An 18,476-nucleotide genomic window follows, 5' to 3' on the forward strand; every position below is an offset into this window, starting at 1 on the left:
TCGCGTTTAAAGGTAGACGAAACCACCATTGACTGCCACAATCATCCGCAAGGTGCACCCGGCGCCTGTGTGCATGCGAACGGAGAGCGGATGTCTGAGCAGAGCAATGAATCCCGCAAGGTCGCTGGGGCGACCTATACACGTGCCGGGAGCGAGTACTTCGAGAAACGGACGCTGAAGAGATCCGCCGGCGTCTGGGGCCTGTGGGGCCTCGCGGTCGCTGCCGTCATCTCCGGCGACTTCTCCGGCTGGAACTTCGGCATCGACTTCGCGGGCTTCGGCGGGATGCTGATCGCCTTCGCGATCCTCGTGCTCATGTATTACGGCATGATCTTCGCGATCGGCGAGATGGCCGCGATGATGCCGCACACCGGTGGCGCGTACTCCTTCGCACGATCGGCGATGGGACCGTGGGGTGGTCTCGTGACCGGGGCGGCCGAGACGATCGAGTACGTCGCCACCACGGCGGTGATCGTCTACTTCTCGGCGTCGTATGCGAACGGGATCACCAGTGAGCTGCTCGGCCTCGAGCTGCCGGGGTGGGCCTGGTACCTCATCCTCTACATCGTCTTCATCGCTTTGAACTCCGCGGGTGCGGCGATCTCCTTCCGCTTCGCGATCGTCGTCTCGATCATCTCGATCGGCATCATCCTGGTGTTCTCCGCGATGGCGATTTTCTCCGGCGCCTTCAGCTGGGACGCACTGTGGGACATCGCTCCCGACCCCGGCCAGACGGAGTTCCTGCCGCACGGCGTGCTGCCGATCCTGTTCGCTCTCCCGTTCGCGATGTGGTTCTTCCTCGGTATCGAAGAGCTGCCGCTGGCCGCCGAGGAGTCGCACAACCCGACCCGCGACATCCCGAAGGCCGGATTCTGGGCTCGCGGCACGCTCATCGTCACGGGTCTGCTCGTGCTGTTCCTGAACACCGGCGTGATCGGCGCCGAGGCCACCGGCACGGCGGGCGAGCCGCTGCTCGACGGCTTCCGTGCGATCGTCGGCGATCAGCTCGCCGCCGTGCTCGCCCTCTTCGCCCTCATCGGACTGCTCGCCTCGCTGCAGGGGATCATGTTCGCCTACGGCCGCAACATGTACTCGCTGTCACGCGCCGGCTACTACCCGCGCTTCCTGTCACTGACCGGCAAGCGCCAGACGCCGTGGGTCGCCCTCGTCGTGGGTGCGGCGATCGGCTTCGTCGCCCTCATCGTGCTCGACGTCCTCGCAGCCGTCGACGCCGAGGGTGCGGGTTCGGTCGCCGGTGCGATCGTGCTGAACATCGCCGTGTGGGGAGCCGTGCTGGCGTACGGCCTCCAGCTGGTCTCGTTCATGATCCTGCGCAAGAAGTACCCGAACGTCGACCGTCCGTACCGCAGCCCGTGGGGCATCCCCGGTGCCGCGGTCGCGCTGGTGATCGCCGCGCTGATCTTCGTCGGGTTCCTGCTCAACCCCACGTTCGGCCCGGCGATCGTCGCGATCGCGATCGTCTACGTCGTGATCCTGCTCGGGTTCGGACTCTTCTTCCGACACCGCCTGGTGCTCTCCCCCGAGGAGGAGTACGCGATCTCGGGCGGCACCCACGGCGACCCGCAGGCCGAGGGCTACGACGCCATGGAGGGCGAGGTCTTCGACGACAGCGGCAGGTGAATCACCGCGCAGCGCCTCGACGATTCGGTCGGGGCGCTGTGTCGTGCCCGGCTCGGAACGTCCTACTTGCGGTCGAAGTCGAAGGCCTTGAGGAGTTCGACGACGGCCTTGTCGCGCTCCTCGCCGCCCTCGTCGAACATGTGGGTGACGTGTGTGCGGAGGTGGTTCTCCAGCAGCAGGCGGTTCAACGACTCCAGCGAGCGCTGGATGGCGCGGGACTGCGTGATGATGTCCATGCAGTACTCCTCGTTCTCGATCATCCGCGCGACGCCGCGCATCTGGCCCTCGAGGATGCTGGTGCGGTGCAGAGCACGCTTCTTGATGTCTTCGATCACCCCTTGAGGGTACTCGTCCGTCGAGGCGGACGGCTGTCTGAGCACCGAGACACCGCACCTGCGCCGTCGGCACCGCGACGACGACGGCGTGAAAGGATGACGTCATGCCGCGAACACCGATGGCGATGCTGTCCCCCTCCGACCAGGAGCGCCTGCGCGCGCTCCGAAGAATGAAGGCCGTCGCCCTCGGAGCTCTGGTGTTCATGGCCGTCGTCTTCGTGTTCGCCTTCGCGTTCCAGCAGCGGTTCGAGGGGCTCGCCTATGTGCGCGCTGCGGCCGAGGGCGGCATGGTGGGTGCGCTCGCGGACTGGTTCGCCGTCACCGCACTGTTCCGCCGTCCGCTCGGCCTCCCGATCCCGCACACCGCGATCATCCCCAACCGCAAGGACGAGATCGGCCGCACGCTCGGCGAGTTCGTGGAGACGAACTTCCTCGCCGCCGACGTGGTGCGCACCAAGTTGTCGAGCACGCGGATCGCGCTGCGCGCGGGCGAATGGCTGCGCGAGGCCCCGCACGCCGAGCGAGTGGGCGCCGAGGGCGCGACCATCGCCACGGCCGTGCTCAACGCGCTGAGCGATGATGATGTACGAGACCTCATCACCGACCTTGCCCGTGAGCACCTGGTCGATCCCGAGTGGGGTCCGCCCGCGGGAGCCTGGCTCGAGAAGATCGTCGAGGCCGACGCTCATCACGGCGCCGTCGACCTGGCCGCCGACAGCATCGCGCGCTGGCTCGACGCGAATGCCGAATCGTTCAGCGGACTCGTCTCCCGTCGCCTGCCAGGGTGGGTGCCGAAGCTGGCTCATCGCTTCGTCGACGACACGGTCTACCACGAGGCCGTCAAGTTCGTGCATGCCGTGCAGGCCGACCCGCATCACCCGGCCCGCATCGCCGTCGACGGGTATCTGACGCGTCTGGCGGACAGTCTGCAGAACGACCCGGCGACCCGCGCGAAGCTCGAGAACGCCAAGGCCTCGCTCTTCGACAGCCCGCGTGTGGGCGCCCTGGCCGCCGAGGCGTGGAACACCGCGAAGAACGGTCTGCTCAGCGCCCTCGCAGATCCGGAGAGCGGTCTGCGCCGCCGCGCGGTGCAGGCCCTGCAGGAGGTCGGAGAACGCCTCACGACCGACACCGCGCTGCAGCACCGCGTCGACACCTGGGTGTCGGACGCGGCCGTGTTCCTCGTCGACCGCTACCGGCACGACATCGCCTCGATCATCACCGACACCGTCGAGCGCTGGGACCCGGCCGAGACGACCGAGAAGATCGAGCTGATGGTCGGCCGCGACCTGCAGTACATCCGACTGAACGGCACGTTCGTCGGCGCGCTGGCAGGTCTCGTCATCTTCTCCATCGCCCACGCCCTGATCCCCGGAGTCTGATCATGAGCCCCCACACCGCACAGCTCAGCAACGACCCGCTCTGGCCGCGTGCCGGATCCTGGCCCGCATTCGACGGCACCGCCGACGCCGTCGTGCTCGGAGTGCCGACCTGGCGCACCTCGCTGTCACCGACGGGAGCGCACGCGACGCCGGCCGCGATCCGCGAGGCCCTCCCCCGCTACGGGTCGACGCTGATGGGTCCGCCCGCGATCGAGCTCGACGAGGTGCTGCGCATCGCCGACGCCGGTGATGTCGCCGACCCCGACGGTTCCGCCGGCGAGGCGCGGGTCATCTCCCGCGTGCGCGAACTCGCCGCGGCCTCGAAGCTCGTCATCGCGCTCGGCGGCGACAACTCGCTCACCTATCCGACGGCGCTCGGGGCCGAGGCCACCGGACTGATCACGTTCGACGCGCACTTCGACCTGCGTGACGGCGTCTCCAACGGCACGCCGGTGCGACGCCTCGTGGAAGACATCCCCGCCACATCGCCGGTCGACACCGCCCGGATCGACCCGACCCGGATCGTGCAGATCGGCATCGCCGACTTCGCGAACTCCGCCGCCTACGCCCGGCGCGCAGCCGACTGGGGCATCCGCGTGATCACCCTCGACGAGCTCCGCCGCCGCGGCATCGACGACGTGATCGCTGAGGCCCTGGACGTCGCAGGAGCAGGAGCCGATCCGCGGATCCACCTCGACATCGACGTCGACGTGTGCGACCGCTCGGTGGCGCCCGGCTGCCCCGCGAGCGTTCCCGGCGGACTGCAGGCCTGGGAGCTTCGGGCGCTCGCGCGTGCCGTGGCCTCGGACTCCCGTGTGGTGAGTGCCGACCTCGCAGAGGTCGATGCGACCGCCGACGCCGACGATGCCCGCACCGTGCGCCTGGCGGCGCTGTGCGTGTTGGAGCTGCTCGCCGGCCTCGCCGCACGCGGATGAGGATCGTCGTCTCGGGAACGCATGCCAGCGGCAAGAGCACGCTGATCTCGGACTTCCACGCCATCCGACCCGAGTTCCGCGTCCTCACCGACCCCTTCGACGACCTCGACCTCGACGACCCGACCGGCGAGCGGAGTTTCGCCCGGCAGCTGCGCGTCACCGCCTCACGGGTGCAGGAATCGGCCAGCTGGTCTTCGGTCATCAGCGAACGAGGACCGCTCGACTTCCTCGCCTATCTCACTGCGCTGGAGCGGCTCGGGCGCAGCGACGGCGACCTCCTCCCGCGCGCGACCGCTCTCGTGGAGGCATCGATGTCCGACATCGATCTCCTCGCGATCGTGCCGCTGGAGGCTGCCAGGATCATCCACGTGCCCGATGACGAAGACCCGGCATTGCGCCTCGCGATGGACGAAGCATTGCCCGAGCTCGTCGACGATCTCGATCGCGACGGCCTTCTCCCCCGCACGATCACGATCACCGGCAGCCCTGAAGCACGACTTCGGCTGCTCCTCGAGGCCAGCGCACCCTCGTCGTGAACGAACTCCTCGGGGCCGGTGTACCCGCCTCCGCCACGGAGGCGGGTGCACCGGTTCAGGCTCCGGCGATCAGCCTCTCGATGAACCAGAACAGCCCGACGGCAGCGACGACCGCGGCGATCCAGAATCCCGCCGAGGGCAGCCGCCGCCGCAGCAGCACGAACAGCGGGAACACCACCGCGATCACCAGAAGCTGCGCCAGCTCGATGCCCACGTTGAAGACGAGGAGCGCCCCGAGCAGATCCCACGAGAACGGCTCGTCGATTCCCAGCGCTCCGGCGAAGCCCACGCCGTGCATCAGCCCGAAGGCGAAGACCACGCCGATACGCAGCAGATCCCCTCGGGTGAAGCCGTCGACCACCGGTGCGGATGACGGCGCCGCGAGGATCCGCTCACGCACAGCGACAGCGTTCCCGCCGCCCCCGACGAGCGGCTGCTCGTCGAGAGGACCCTGGGGCCTCCCGGAAAGAGGCCGAAGCGTCCCGTCCGCCCCCATCGCATCCGTCCGCCTGGCACGCCGGAACCGTCGCATCTCCCAGAGCGCGACGACGGCGATCGACAGAGCGATGGCCGGCTCCACGATCCACGCGGGAATGCTCACCACCCCGAGGGCGGCGAGGATGAAGGTCGCCGAGTGCGCGACCGTGAACGCCGTCGCCGCCAGCACGATGTCCCTGAGCCGGCGAGATCCGATGATCAGCGCCAGCAGGAACAGCAGGTGGTCGGGGCCGAGCAGCAGATGCTCCGCCCCCAGCACGAGGAACTCACCCATCCGAGAGCCCCAGTCGGTCGTGGTGACCATCGAGGGGTTCGTGTCGGTGTCGAGACTGGCCACACCCGCCCCCGAACGCACGTCGTAGTCGACGATGGTCGTCGTCATGCCCCCGGGAGCCGTTCCGGGGAACAGCTCGGTCGTGATCCGATACGGCACGGGCATCGCCTCGACCTGCGCCGTGCAGTCGGCTTCGATCACCAGGCGCGCATGCGGCACGCCGTCCCGGATGACGATCTCGTAGGGCGCCACCACGGCGTTGGGGCACGCCTGCGACGGCTCCCCGTCCTGCGCCACGCTCACCGAGAACCGAGGCAGCACGTATCCCTCGACGGAGTCGGCATGGTCGTCGAGCACCGCGGGCGTGAGCTTCTCCGGATCCCGGCCGCTCGCCTGCACGTCGGCGTAGGCCTCCTGCTCGAAGGCCGTGTCGCCCATCGCCCGCGCTCCGTCGGTCGCGAGCAGGACGTACTCGATGTCGAGCACGGTGCGCACGACGCCGCGCTCGGGTTCGGACACATCGGCGAAGACCGTCGCCGCATAGCTGTGCGCCGCGGCCGGGGCCGCCGTCAGCATCACGCTGACGGCGACCCCGGTGAGGGCGACGACTCCGGCGACCAGGGTGCGGATCGCCGGTCGGGGGCGCTGGCGCGCACCCGGATGCCGACGCCGGTTCCTCATTCCTGTCCCTCCGGGCGGCGCAGCATCCGCCGGCGGAGCAGAACGCCGCCTCCGGCGAGCAGCAGCAGTCCGGCGAAGGCGAGCATCGTCGGGGCCGGGCCACCGGTCGCCGCCAGCGGATCGGACTGTCCACCGGCGGAACCGCCGCCCTGGTTCGCGCCGCCTCCGGTGTTACCGCCACCGGGGTTACCGCCGGGGGTGCCACCAGGGTTGCCGCCGGGGTTGCCGCCGTCGGAGCCGGCCGTCGAGGTCACGGTGAACGTGACCTGGTTCTGCCGGGCGGCCGCGTCGGTCGCGATGTACTTCAGGGTGTAGGTGCCGGTCGCGGTCGGGGTGAACGTGTATCCGTCTCCGGCAGCCGCGGCGAGTGCCCGCAGGCCGGACGCCGGGTCGTCGACCGGCACCGGGGCACCCGACGGGTCGGTCACCTCGAGCATCGTGCTCACGCGTCCCGAGTTGTCCACGGCCTCGGCACGCGGGGCGGTGTAGGCGGTTCCGACTGTGGCCTCACCCGCGGGTTCCGGGGCGACGCGCACGAGCGGCGGCATGGTGTCGAGTGCGGTGAGCTCCCGCGTCGCCACCCGGTACACGTCCTTGTCGGAGAGCGGAGCGCTGTAGACCTCGACTCCGGCGATCCGCCCGTCCATGGTGGCGTCGTCGAGCGCGCCCGACGTGTTCGCGTCGCCGCCGATCACCATGTAGCGCGCATCGGCCGCGCTGGGCTTGACGGAGAACGACACTCCTTCGGACTCGGCCTTTCGGACACCGTCGACGTACAGCCGTGCATCCTGACCGTCATACCAGGCGGTCACGTGGTACCACTGGCCGTACTTCAGGCTGACCGCCGGACGAGGCGAGGCGTACCAGAACTGCAGCTCGTACGTCGTCGCGCTGGTGCCGACGGCCTCGAGACCGATGCCGCCGCTCTGCATGCCGCCGAACACGTCGACGTATCCGCCGGCGATCGCGTCGAGACGGAAGGTCGCATCGAGCGTGAAGCCGTCCTGCAGCGCTGCATACTCCGCGTCCGTCCACTTCGGAGTGCGGATGCCGGTGGCAGCCCCCTCCGCGCCGATCACGACATCGGATCCCACGGCGGGATCGTTCTCGATCCGGGCATCGGCGCCTGCGGTGAGCGGACGCGCTGCCGGAGAGGAGTCGCTCGCCGTGCCGCCCGCGAAGCCGACATCCAGGAGATCAGCCGTGGGCAGGGCGGCGCGGAGGTCGTCGAAGGTCAGGCTGCTGGGGTCGAAGGGCCCCTCACCGCCGCTGCCCTCGGTGCTCGTGAACCGGGCCGTCAACGCCGACCCCTCCTTGCCCCAGGCGTTGATGGGGGTGACCCGCACCTCGTACTCCTTTCCGGGGAGCAGGTTCCACACCTCGTGCCTGCGGTCGGCGGGCATCGGAAGGTTGTAGAAGCCCGACCACTGCAGGAAGGAGTTGACCTCCTCGCCGGTGGCCACGTCGACCGTCGAGTAGCGGTACTTGTGCACGATGTCGCCGACGGAGTTCGGCGCGGGGACGGCCTGCGGGAACGAGACCATCGCCTTCGCGCTCGCGATGTCGCCCACGGTCACGGCCGCACCCTCCGGCCAGACCGGCCCCGCGGACTGGCTCGCTCGGTAGGTGTCGTTGAACGGGAACCGCTCGTCGTAGCTCTTGGTCTCATCCACGGAGTCAGCCACGTCCCAGGTCCACGTCTGGTCGATCCACTGATCGGCGAGCAGGTCGTAGTTCTTGATGGTGACGGTGGTGCCGGTGATCTCGACGATGGCCGTCTGGCGGTTGTTGCCCGCGTCATCCGGCGTGGTGTCGTTACCGCGGCTGGTCGGGCTCGAGTTCACGACCCCCGACTCGAACTCGTAGTATGCCAGCGGCGGCGCGTTCACGGTGGTGAATCCCTGCGTGGACCGCTCGCCGCTCCGGTTCTCCTGGCCCTGCCAGATCGAGGTCGGAATGTTCTGCGGCGTGTGGATGTGACCACCCCAGACGACAGCCTGCGGGAAGTCGTCGAACACGGACTGGAAGCCGTCGCCGCAGCCGCTGGAGAGACCGGTGCCGTACCACTCGTTCGAGACGTAATGGGTGCACTGGAGCGGGTGGTGCACCAGCACCATGACGGGCTTGTTCGGGTCTTCAGCCGTAGCGGCCGCCAGCCTCTGCTGCAGCCAGGACTGGGCGTAGGCGTAGTTGCCGCCGCTCGCTCCCGAGGGCTTGCCCGTGTCGGGGTCGATGGTGCCGCTGCCCGGCGACACCGTGATGACGTGGTATCCGTTCACGGTGTAGTCGGCGTTCGGCTTCTGACCGCCCGTCGCCTGCGTGAACAGGTCGTACGACGAGATGCCCGAGACATCGTGGTTTCCGAGCGACGCGATCGCCGGGATGCCGAGGCCTGCCTTCGAATCCATCGTCTGCTTGAGCCCGGCGAACTCGCCAGGCGTCGCACTGTTGGTGAGGTCGCCGACGAACAGGGCGGTCTGCACGTTCTCCTGCGCCCAGAAGTCGTAGGCCTCGGCGAGCTCGTCCCAATTGACGTGGATGTCACCGATCGCCGCGAAGCGCACGTCCGGTCCTCCGGCCTCGACCGCCGGCGCCGCTGCGACGCTCGGACCCGCGGCCACGGCCGCATCCGGCGCACCGGTCACGGTGATCGTGCGGGTCTCCTCGCTCACACCGCCCGCGGCATCGCTGATCGAGTAGGCGACGACGTACTCGCCGGGGATGGTCGGGGTGAATCGATACCCGCCGGACTCTTCCGGCATCACCATCGTGACGACACCGGAAGGGTCTTTCACCGTGACGACGAGCTCGCTCGCGGAGCCGTCGACGTCGACCGCCGCGGCCGGCGGGAGCACGATCGCGCGCCCGACCTGACCGCTCGTCGGCGCCTCGCCGTCGAGACGGATGATGGTGCCGCCGGTCTCGGTGGAGCCAGGAGCCTCGCTGTCGGACACGGCGAGAGCCGACCGGTCGGAGGCGGCGACAGCCGGTGCAGTGAAGTCGGGTGCGGCGAAGGCCGGTGCCGCCGTCAGAGCGGGCGCTGCGATGCAGGCGGCGACGGCGACCAGCGATGCGGGGCGCAGGAGCCGGGTGAATCCACGGCGGGAGAGGGTCGGATCGGGGGCGGGCGGTTTACGACGAGACACGGAGCATCCTCTGTGAGAAGAGAAGAAATCGGACCCACCCAATCGACCGCCGCGAGATGTCCGGTGGGTGAACTCCGACCGACCTGTGCGTGTCATCGCGCGCCCGCACGACGATCCGGGCGACCCGGTGCGCACAGTGGGCGCGTGCCGTCAGCCCGGACTTCAGTCCTCGCCCGGAAGCGCGGCGGCGCCGAAGGCCTGCGCCTCGAACGAGATCGTGTGCGGGACGTAGCGGTCCTCGGCGCATTCGACGGGGCGGCCGTTCGATGCGAAGGTCTCCCGTCTCACCTGCAGGAGCGGACTGGACCTGCGCACCCCGAGCAGACGCGCATCCTCGGTGGCTGCGGCCACCGCTTCGATCCTGTGGTTCCCCGACGACACCACGATTCCGGCATCCGCGAGCACCCGTGTCGTGGAGACGACATCATCGGGGACGCCGCTCACATGCGGCACCACCCAGGGCGCCCAGGTCGAGCGCTCCACCATCACGGCACGCTTGTCGAGGGTCCGGACCCGGGTGAAGGTCAGGACGTCGGCATCCGTCCGAATAGCCAGCAGACGCGCCTCCCGCGCCGTCGCCTTCCTCGTCGCGCGTGCCACGATGAGACCGCCGGGTGTGCGCCCGCGACCGCGGGCCCACTGCGTGAACGACCGCATCCGGTCGAATCCCTGCGGCTGGCTGGGCTGCACGAACCATCCGGAGCCCCGGTGCGACTCGACCAGCCCCTGACGCGCCAGGGTGGCGAGCACGGTGCGGATCGTGCGTCGAGAGACGCCGTGGAGGGCGGCCAACTCCATCTCGCTGGGAAGTCCTGCTCCCCCGGCGTAGGTTCCATCGAGGATCTGCCCGCGCAGACGGGCCAGCACCTCACTCATCGGAACGCATGCGAGCGCATCACGGCGTTGTCGAGCGGAACGCTCCCGGGTTGCGACGGCACAGCTCACTCTAACGCCCGTGCGCCGTCACGCAGGAGATGACTGAAGCCCCCGGGCATGTGCCTGGGGGCTTCAGTGTTCGGTGGACCTAAGGGGATTCGAACCCCTGACCTCCTCGATGCGAACGAGGCGCGCTACCAACTGCGCCATAGGCCCGTGAACGACATCTACGCTATCACGACGGAGAAGCTGTTCGCGCCGCGGACGGTCATCCGGCGGCGCGGCGCGAGAGCAACTCGCGCACGTGCGCTTCGATCTCGGCGTCGTCGACGAAGCCCATCCGCGCATACGGCGACGAGGCCGCTGGCAGGGCCACCGGGGCCTCGGGCGCCATCTGCTCGGCACGCTCGCGCAGAGCAGCGACCCTGGCTGCCTTGCGACGCTGCTCCTGCGCCTCCAGCTGGGCCTGCGCGGCCTGTGCGCGGGATCCCGCCACCGAGACCAGGGGCTCCGGCAGCGGCCGCGGCGTCCACGTCGCCCGTCCCTGATCGTGCAGCTCCGGCGCGACGCGAGGAGCGGCGGGAGCGGAGACGACGTGCGTCGCTCGCGCGACCCGGCCGGCGACGGCGGCCATGCGCTGCAGCGCGACACCGGCGACGACGATCGCGGCGCCGCCGAGCCAGAGCAGCAGCGCGCTTCCCGCGGCCAGCAGCTGCCACACACCGAGGCCGGCGAGCACGAGCCCGACGAGGAGAGTGCTGGTCGCCGCGACACGCACACGTCGACGCGCGCGCGCACGACGGATCACGGGATCGGCTCGGGTGGCGGCGAGTTCTTCACGGAGCGCCTCGAGCTCGGCGGCCTCGCGTTCGGACTGTACGCGCTTGGCCAGCTTCTGCTGCGCGAGCGCGGTGCGCGCATTCAACTCGAAGCGCACCTCACCGGGGGTCTCGCTCGTCTCGGCGAGCACGCGCAGGGCTTGGTTCAGCCGCACGGCATTGCGTTCGGCGGCGTTGTACTGGAAGCGGCCCCGCCACGAAGGCAGCAGATAGAGCATCCAGAGCAGCACGGAGACGAGTACGATCACTCCCCCGCTCAGCACCGGCCCATCCATACCGTCCACGCTAAGGGTTGCGAGCGGGCAGCGCCGTACACACGGGCGCGTGTCGCGGCGAGTCCGTGCGGATCCGCCGCCGGAGCACCCGTTTCAGTGCGAGATGCGGTCCGAGGGCGGCACCGTCGCGGCATCGGGCGGCACCTGGCCGCTGAGCCAGCGCGCGAGCACACCCTGGGGCACGTCTTCCCTGGTCAGAGCGAACGCGTAGTGGTCGCGCCAGTCGCCGTCGATGTGGATGTAGCGACGACGCAGTCCCTCGTAGCGGAACCCCAGCTTCTGCACGATGCGCAGACTCGCGTCGTTCTCCGGGCGGATGCAGATCTCCATCCGGTGGAGCCCGTACTCGGTGAAGCACGCGTCGGTGGCCATCGCGACCGCCGTCGGGGTGATCCCCCGACCGGCGAACCGCTCGCTCACCCAGTACCCGATCGTGGCCGAGCACAGGGACCCGCGCGAGACTCCCCACACGTTGAGCTGCCCGGCGACCTCGCCGTCGTACTCCATGACGAACGGGTAGCCCGAGCCGTCGCGATACTGCTGGAGCAGCCGTCGGATGCTGAGCCTCATGTCGAACGACACCGAGCCGTACGGGACCGTCGCCTCCCACGGCTGGAGCCACGACCTGTTGGCGAGCAGCTCATGCTGCAGCGGTCTCGCATCCTTGGCACGGACGAGCCGCAGTTCTATGGGTCCGTGTCGCATTCCCGCCGCCAGATCCATGCCGCACCGACGCCCGCAGAGTCGCCTAGAGGCGTTCCGCGAACTCCTTGAGCCAGGGGCGCAGCTCGGGACCGAGGTCGTCCCGGTCTGCCGCGAGCTGCACGATCGCCTTGATGTAGTCGACGCGGTCGCCCGTGTCGTAGCGGCGTCCGCCGAAGATGACGCCGACGACGCCGGGGCCGTCGGGATCGGTCGCGAGCACCTGCAGCGCGTCGGTGAGCTGGATCTCGCCGCCCTTGCCCGGCTCGGTGTGCTCGAGGATGTCGAACACCGAGGCCGGAAGCACGTAGCGGCCGATGACGGCCAGGTTCGACGGTGCGTCTTCCTGGGCGGGCTTCTCGACGAGTCCGGTGACGCGGACGGCGTCGGATCCTTCGAGCGGCTCGACCGCGGCTGCACCGTACATGTGGATGTTGGCGGGGTCGACCTCCATGAGCGCGATCACCGCGGCGCCGGAGCGCTCGTGCTCGGCGATCATGTCGGTCAGCAGCGCGTCGCGCTCGTCGATGAGGTCGTCTCCGAGGAGCACGGCGAAGGAGCTGTCGCCGACGTGGGTGCGTGCACGAAGGACCGCGTGTCCGAGCCCCTTCGGCTCTCCCTGGCGCACGAAGTGGATGTCGGCGAGGTCGCTCGACTTCATCACACGCTCGAGACGCCCGGTGTCGCCCTTCTCCATGAGCCTGACCTCGAGCTCCGGCACGGAGTCGAAGTGGTTGGAGATGGCGTTCTTGTTGCGTCCGATGATGACGAGGATGTCGTCGATGCCGGCGTTGGCCGCCTCTTCGACGACGTACTGGATCGCCGGCTTGTCGACGACGGGGAGCATCTCTTTCGGCATCGCCTTCGTCGCAGGGAGGAATCTCGTACCCAGGCCTGCTGCGGGAATGACGGCTTTGATCTTGTGGTCAGCCATCTTGCCAGCCTAGTGGTGAGCGCCGACGTAGACTCGGAGCCATGTCGAACGACGTCGAACATGCGAAGCGCGCACTCCGCGCCGAACTCCGCGAACGACGCCAGCTCCTCTCCGACACGCAGCGCGAAGCCGCGGCCACGGCCATCGGCGAACGCCTCGACGCCCTGGTCGACGAGCTCGGCGCAAGATCCATCTCGTGCTTCCTCTCCACCACCACCGAGCCGGGCACCCGCGAGTTCGTGACCAGGGCCGTGCGCCGCGGCATCCGCGTGCTCCTGCCCGTCACCCGCGCCGACGGGTTGCTGGACTGGGCTGTCGCCACAGACGACGACGAGGTCACCGAGGGACTCTTCGGCCTGCCGGAGCCCACCGGCGAGGTGCTGGGCCCGATCGCGGTGGACGACGTGGACCTGATGATCGTCCCCGCCGCGGCGGTCGATCGCACCGGCATGCGCATGGGGTGGGGACGCGGCTACTTCGACAAGACGATCGGCTCGATGGAGAAGTGCCCTCCCGTCTACGCCGTGATCTATGATTCCGAGGTACTCGACGAACTTCCGCGAGAGGTGCACGACCAGCCGGTGAACGGCGTCGTCACCCCGTCGCAGACCCTCACCCTGTCGCCACGCCGGCGCTGATCGCAAGGACCCCCATGCCCACCTACGCCTATGCCTGCACCGCGTGCGGACACACTTTCGACGCCGTGCAGAGCTTCGCCGACGACGCTCTCACCGTGTGCCCCGAGTGCGGTGGCGCGCTGCGCAAGCAGTACGGCTCGATCGGTGTGACCTTCAACGGCTCCGGCTTCTATCGCACGGACTCGCGCGCGAAATCCGGGGCTTCGAAGGATGGTTCGGCATCATCGAAGACGGAATCGACGACGAGCGCCAAACCGGCGGCTGCGTCGACTCCGGCCTCTTCCTGAGGCCCCGATCTGTTGGGGGATCCCATGCTCAAAGGTTTCAAGGACTTCCTGCTGCGCGGCAACGTCATCGACCTGGCCGTCGCTGTCGTCATCGGCACCGCTTTCACCGCGATCGTCACGGCTGTCGTCAACAGCATCATCAATCCGCTCATCGCACTCTTCCTGAAGGCGGATGCGACAGGCCAGTTCGGCATCCAGGTCCCGAACATCTACGGAGAGATGGTGACGTTCCCGATCGGCGACCTGATCTCGGCGATCATCAGCTTCCTCGCCGTCGCCGCCGTCGTCTACTTCGTCTTCGTGCTGCCGATGAACACCTTCAAGGCCCGTGTCGAGGCTCGCAAGGGCACGCCGGCCGAGGAGCCTGACGAGGAGCCGGCCGCATCGACCGAGTCCGAGCTGCTCGTCGAGATCCGCGATCTGCTCAAGGCACAGCGCGGGGCCTGAGAGCTTCCACTCGCACGACGAGACGCACGGTTCCTCTTCGGAGGGGCCGTGCGTTTCTCGTCCGCGGGCGCAGACGGAGACTCACGCTCAGTAGTGCGGCGGCACGTCCCGCATCAGCTGATCGTCGTTCGGCCCTCTGGCGCCCTTGGGCCGTGTCGGCGGAGGCGACACCTCGGCGGGGCCGGACTCCGGTTCGGGATCGCTTCCCGGCACCGGCGTGAGACGCGCACGTCGGGAGCCGGATACCCGCACGACGCGCTGGCGCGGTTCGGGGGTGTCGGGCTCGTCAGTCATTCCGGGGGTCGACGATGTCGATCGGCTGCGTGTCGTTCTCGGCACGCGGGGCGGAATCCGAGATGCCGAGCACCGCGGCGATCCGCGTCGCGACGGTCGCCGGGTCGCTGTAGAGATCGAAGGCGTGCACCCGCACGTAGTGCCACCCGAGGCGACGCAGCACATGCGGTCGCAGACGCAGGGTCTCCCGCAGCGATTCTCCTCGCGACTCCGGGTCGGACTCGATCACGACCGCCTTGCCGCCGTGCTGCGCGACCAGCGGGAGCAGCCCGCGATAGTCGACATCGACCGAGGCTCCGAGTCGCCGCAGCTCCCGTGCGAGGGCGAGCGTGAGCGGATCGGCGAGATCCTCCAGGCGGGCATCCCTGCTGCGCGCGGCCAGGCCGCCGAGGATCGACATCAGGGTCGCCGCTCCGTGCTCCAGGCGTCCGTCGTCGAAGGACGAGGGGCGGATCGACGACACGAGCACCATCGACCGGCGGGCCCTGGTCATCCCGACCGTGAGAAGCCGCTCTCCGTCCGGAGTGGAGAGATCGCCGAAGTCGCTCAGGACGCGGCCGTGCTTGGTGAGCCCGAACCCGAGCGAGAAGATCACGCGGTCGCGGCTCTCGGCGACCGACTCCTCGAGGGTCAGCACCGCGAAGGGTTCGACCGTGTCGCGCCCGACGAAGTCCGCCACATCCGAGCGTCCGGCGAACGCCGAGGTGACGGCCGCGCGCACGCGCTCGGCGTGACGGGCGCTCGCGGTCACGACCATGAGGGACTCAGCCGGACGGTGCACGGCGTGCTCGACCACGAGGGTCACGACCCTGGCGACCTCGGCATCCGGACTCTCGACCGCGCCGGAGATCGGATCGGGCGTTCCCGTCCCGCCCTCCACGTAGTCGACCGTGAGGCTGCCACGACCGAGGTACGAACCCGCCCAGGGAAGGGAGACGATCTCGCCGCCGTAGAACGCGTCGTTGATCAGTTCCGCGAGGTCCTCACCACCGGCACGATAGCTGCGGGTCAGGGTCATCACCGGCAGGAGCTCGGAAAGACGCTCGAAAGCCGAGACGTCGTCGAACGGCACCTCGGGCTCCCACGACTCCTCAGGATCCACCGCGATGCGGAAGGGAGTGGGGCGCTGCGTCACCGGGTCGCCGAACGCGACGATCTGGCGCGCGCGACGGATCGCCGGGGCGGCCTCCGCGAGGTTGATCGCTGCGGAGTCGACCAGGATCACGGTGTCGAACTCCACGGAGTCCGGAATCTCCGGGACGAGGTACGGCGACGAGATCCAGACCGGTGCGAGCACATCGACCAGGGTGGGCGCGGCGCTGACGACCTGCGCGGTCGTGGTCGCTGACTGCGTCAGCGCACGGCGCAGGTGCTGCGACTGCTGAGGTTCGTCGACGATCGCGATCCGCCACTGGTTGGCCAACTGCCATGCGAGCAGCGGTCCGGCCATCGCGGCATGGGCCTCATCGACCAGGCGGAAGTCCCGTTCGAGGCGGTCGACGACAGCGGTGTTCGCGCCGAGCAGCGCGCGGTTGTCCTGCAGGGCACGCTCGAGGAGGGACTGCCACCAGGCGAATTCGAGCTCCTCCCCCACCTGGGACTCCGCGACATGGCGCACCGAGAGCTCGGCGAGCAGGGGCTCCAGCCCGAGAAGGGCGAGCCGATCGCGCAGCTGAGCGCGCTCGACGAGGTTCTCGAAGACATCGGACTTCGCAGCGAGCCCCGCAAGGGTGCGGACGAGTCGCGCGACCGGGAGCGAGGCCAACGGTTCGCGGCGCCCCAGTGCGACATCGAGCTCGCTGAGTTCAGCCTCGACCCGCTGCCAGGCCGCGTACACATCGGCGAGACCGAGGGGAATCTCCGGCGCGACGCCGGCTTCGACGAAGCGCTGCCACTGCGTGCGCTGCGCCTGGATCCGTAGGAGCGCCTCGTGCATCTCGGTGACATGCACGCCGGGGCGCACGTACTCCTTGGCCAAGCGCCGCAACCGCCGCCTGTTCGCACCCGACAGACCAGGGGCGTCGCGACGCGAACCGTGCGCCTGGATGAGCTCACCCAGCGGACGCTCGAACACGGTCGGGCTGAAGCGGTCGAGGGAGTCGCGGATGCCCTGCAGCAGCCGCAGGTACTCGCCCAGCTCGTCGATGGTCGCGAACGGGCGCATGTGCGTCTGGGCGATCAGCTCGTAGCCGCGCTCGAGGAGGGCCGGCACGCTGTCGGAGTGCAGGCGACCGGCGAGCTCATGAGCCGCACGAGCCGCCTCGGTGCTGGAGAAGGTCACCCCATACCAGGGCGAATCGTTCGGGCCGAAGCGGAACTCTCCGAGACGGGCGGCCTGCGCGAGAGCCTCGGCGGCTTCGCTGCGATCCGCGGCGAGACGGCGCAGCGCATCGGGTCCCAGCCGAGCCGTGGTCGACGGCGGCACCGGGAGCGATGCCAGCCGCGTCAGCTGCCTGGTCGCATCGAGCACGGAGGCGTTCAGCCCGGCCACCGGCGCACTGAGCGCCTGGCGGTAGTCGCGAAGGACCGTGCGCAGGCGCACGAGCGCGTCGTCGACCTCGCTGACCTTGGGCGCCGTGGCCTTCTCGTTGCGTCCGATCGCCCTGACCAGGTCGCGCCGCACGCTCGCCGGCGAGATCGCCAGGCTGTCGAGCCCGATCCCGGCGAGTCGATGGCGCACGCCGTCCAGCGTGGAGCGACGGGCGGATACGACCAGTACCCGCTTGCCGCCGCGCACCAGCTCCCCGAGCGCGTTGATGACGGTCTGCGTCCCCCCGGTACCCGGAAGAGTGGCCACGGTGAGGGAGTGCCCTGCAGCGATACGGGCGAGCACCGCCTCCTGCTCCGCGTCGGCGTCGAGGAGGAGGTTGTCGGATGCCGGAGCGCGATCGTCCGGGCCGATGTGATGAGGGGTGGCGCGCGGGGCGGTGACCTGCTCGCGGTCGCCCACGTGGCCGGCGAGCGCGTTCAGCACCTGATGGTCGAGACTGCCGCCGTCGCGGGACATCACGCCGGACACATCGGCGAACGTCGAGACGACCAGGCGCGGCTCGACCGAGAAGGTGTCGATCGAGCGCGTCAGCGCGCGCAGGCTGTCGATCACGGGCTGCGGTTTGAAGATGCCGCCGTCGTAGGCCAGCGCGGCGAGGGCTACGGCATCGATCGTGAGGCCGAAGTGGTCGCGCGCGATCCGCACGAGTTCCGGGTTCACCTCGAAGGTTCCCTGGAGCTTCAACTCGAAATCGGAGTGGTGGCGGCGGATGGCCAGCGGGCGCAGCAGCACGGGGGCGGCGAAACCTGCGCCGCCGATGCGCCACCGTGCGACGCCCACGGCGAGATGCACCGCTTCGATGCCTCGGACCGTGCGCAGCTCGGTGTTCTTCGCCGTGATCCGCTCCGCGGCCAGTCGTGCCGTGCGCAGTCCGACCTCATCACGGAAGAGGTTCGACAGCAGCGTCGACTTCCCGGTGATGAACTGCGGCAGGCTGCCCGGGTGCGCCTTGGAGATGTCGATGCCGGACTCCGGGGTGTCGCGGAAGCTGACCAGCGGCGAGGGGCCGCCGAGATCGGCAGCTTCGGCCCTCAGACGCGTGCGCTCGGCCTCGGCCGCGTGCGCGATGTCGATGCCCGTCGTGGTCCCGTGCAGGTCGCCGATCGGCACAGCAGGGTCCACCGCTGTGTCGTCCGCAGACTTGTCTTCACGTCGCCACACACTGACACCCTAGGCGCGTGACCCGCGGAGGCGCGGTATCCCGG

Annotated in this window: 16 protein-coding genes and 1 tRNA gene; 7 read left to right on the forward strand and 10 right to left on the reverse strand. The window is 69.3% G+C overall.

All coding sequences use genetic code 11. From position 1 onward, the window contains the following. Positions 1–90 precede the first annotated feature (90 nt). Complete coding sequence (locus tag ACP699_RS06595; RefSeq protein ID WP_017828889.1) at positions 91–1,641, forward strand: amino acid permease; 1,551 nt, start codon at positions 91–93, stop codon at positions 1,639–1,641. A gap of 62 nt (positions 1,642–1,703) precedes the next feature. On the opposite strand, the gene ACP699_RS06600 is transcribed toward ACP699_RS06595, so the two are convergent. Continuing rightward, positions 1,704–1,976, reverse strand: coding sequence for a metal-sensitive transcriptional regulator (locus ACP699_RS06600; RefSeq protein WP_017828890.1), 273 nt, complete (start codon positions 1,974–1,976; stop codon positions 1,704–1,706). Between the two features lie 104 nt (positions 1,977–2,080). On the opposite strand from ACP699_RS06600, the gene ACP699_RS06605 reads away from it, so the two are divergent. From ACP699_RS06605 to ACP699_RS06615, 3 genes are read left to right on the forward strand one after another with little or no spacing between them, the layout of a single operon-like run. After that, positions 2,081–3,358, forward strand: coding sequence for a DUF445 domain-containing protein (locus ACP699_RS06605; RefSeq protein WP_127482781.1), 1,278 nt, complete (start codon positions 2,081–2,083; stop codon positions 3,356–3,358). A gap of 2 nt (positions 3,359–3,360) precedes the next feature. After that, a complete protein-coding gene (locus ACP699_RS06610) occupies positions 3,361–4,293 on the forward strand; it encodes an agmatinase family protein (protein WP_127482782.1) in 933 nt (310 codons plus the stop codon). Then, on the forward strand, positions 4,290–4,829 hold the full coding sequence (locus ACP699_RS06615) for a hypothetical protein (protein WP_017828893.1): 540 nt from the start codon (positions 4,290–4,292) through the stop codon (positions 4,827–4,829). Before ACP699_RS06610 ends, ACP699_RS06615 begins: the two co-directional genes overlap by 4 nt. A gap of 55 nt (positions 4,830–4,884) precedes the next feature. On the opposite strand, the gene ACP699_RS06620 is transcribed toward ACP699_RS06615, so the two are convergent. The 7 genes from ACP699_RS06620 to galU all read right to left on the reverse strand — a co-directional run bounded on the left by ACP699_RS06620 (position 4,885) and on the right by galU (position 13,054). Beyond that, positions 4,885–6,282: a HupE/UreJ family protein gene (locus tag ACP699_RS06620; protein WP_426170147.1), complete on the reverse strand. Its 1,398-nt coding sequence runs from the start codon at positions 6,280–6,282 to the stop codon at positions 4,885–4,887. Further along, entirely contained in the window at positions 6,279–9,428 is a 3,150-nt protein-coding gene (locus ACP699_RS06625; RefSeq protein ID WP_426170151.1) for a LamG-like jellyroll fold domain-containing protein, read from the reverse strand. The genes ACP699_RS06620 and ACP699_RS06625 overlap by 4 nt, the downstream gene beginning before the upstream one ends. Before the next feature lie 162 nt (positions 9,429–9,590). Next, entirely contained in the window at positions 9,591–10,304 is a 714-nt protein-coding gene (locus ACP699_RS06630; protein WP_426170154.1) for a GntR family transcriptional regulator, read from the reverse strand. A 143-nt stretch (positions 10,305–10,447) separates the two neighbouring features. Then, a tRNA-Ala gene (locus ACP699_RS06635) sits at positions 10,448–10,520 on the reverse strand. Positions 10,521–10,572: 52 nt separating this feature from the next. Continuing rightward, complete coding sequence (locus ACP699_RS06640; protein WP_017828897.1) at positions 10,573–11,418, reverse strand: hypothetical protein; 846 nt, start codon at positions 11,416–11,418, stop codon at positions 10,573–10,575. Between the two features lie 93 nt (positions 11,419–11,511). Next, on the reverse strand, positions 11,512–12,123 hold the full coding sequence (locus ACP699_RS06645) for a GNAT family N-acetyltransferase (protein WP_127482785.1): 612 nt from the start codon (positions 12,121–12,123) through the stop codon (positions 11,512–11,514). A 43-nt stretch (positions 12,124–12,166) separates the two neighbouring features. Continuing rightward, on the reverse strand, positions 12,167–13,054 hold the full coding sequence (gene galU, locus ACP699_RS06650; RefSeq protein ID WP_031205546.1) for a UTP--glucose-1-phosphate uridylyltransferase GalU: 888 nt from the start codon (positions 13,052–13,054) through the stop codon (positions 12,167–12,169). Positions 13,055–13,095: 41 nt separating this feature from the next. Between galU and ACP699_RS06655 the strand changes: the two genes are divergently transcribed. From ACP699_RS06655 to mscL, 3 genes are read left to right on the forward strand one after another with little or no spacing between them, the layout of a single operon-like run. After that, positions 13,096–13,692: a 5-formyltetrahydrofolate cyclo-ligase gene (locus tag ACP699_RS06655; protein ID WP_426170160.1), complete on the forward strand. Its 597-nt coding sequence runs from the start codon at positions 13,096–13,098 to the stop codon at positions 13,690–13,692. A gap of 14 nt (positions 13,693–13,706) precedes the next feature. Further along, positions 13,707–13,979: an FmdB family zinc ribbon protein gene (locus tag ACP699_RS06660; RefSeq protein ID WP_017828901.1), complete on the forward strand. Its 273-nt coding sequence runs from the start codon at positions 13,707–13,709 to the stop codon at positions 13,977–13,979. Positions 13,980–14,003: 24 nt separating this feature from the next. Further along, on the forward strand, positions 14,004–14,426 hold the full coding sequence (mscL, locus tag ACP699_RS06665) for a large conductance mechanosensitive channel protein MscL (protein ID WP_426170164.1): 423 nt from the start codon (positions 14,004–14,006) through the stop codon (positions 14,424–14,426). An 87-nt stretch (positions 14,427–14,513) separates the two neighbouring features. Here mscL and ACP699_RS06670 read toward each other — a convergent pair whose 3' ends face one another. Beyond that, positions 14,514–14,720 carry a hypothetical protein gene (locus ACP699_RS06670; protein ID WP_017828903.1) on the reverse strand — a complete coding sequence of 69 codons (207 nt, stop codon included), beginning with the start codon at positions 14,718–14,720 and terminating at the stop codon, positions 14,514–14,516. Next, positions 14,713–18,432: an ATP-binding protein gene (locus tag ACP699_RS06675; protein WP_055865124.1), complete on the reverse strand. Its 3,720-nt coding sequence runs from the start codon at positions 18,430–18,432 to the stop codon at positions 14,713–14,715. Before ACP699_RS06675 ends, ACP699_RS06670 begins: the two co-directional genes overlap by 8 nt. Between the last annotated feature and the right edge of the window lie 44 nt (positions 18,433–18,476).

Origin of the sequence: Microbacterium sp. DWRC1-3 (assembly GCF_049896645.1) — a bacterium.
Lineage (GTDB): Bacteria > Actinomycetota > Actinomycetes > Actinomycetales > Microbacteriaceae > Microbacterium > Microbacterium maritypicum.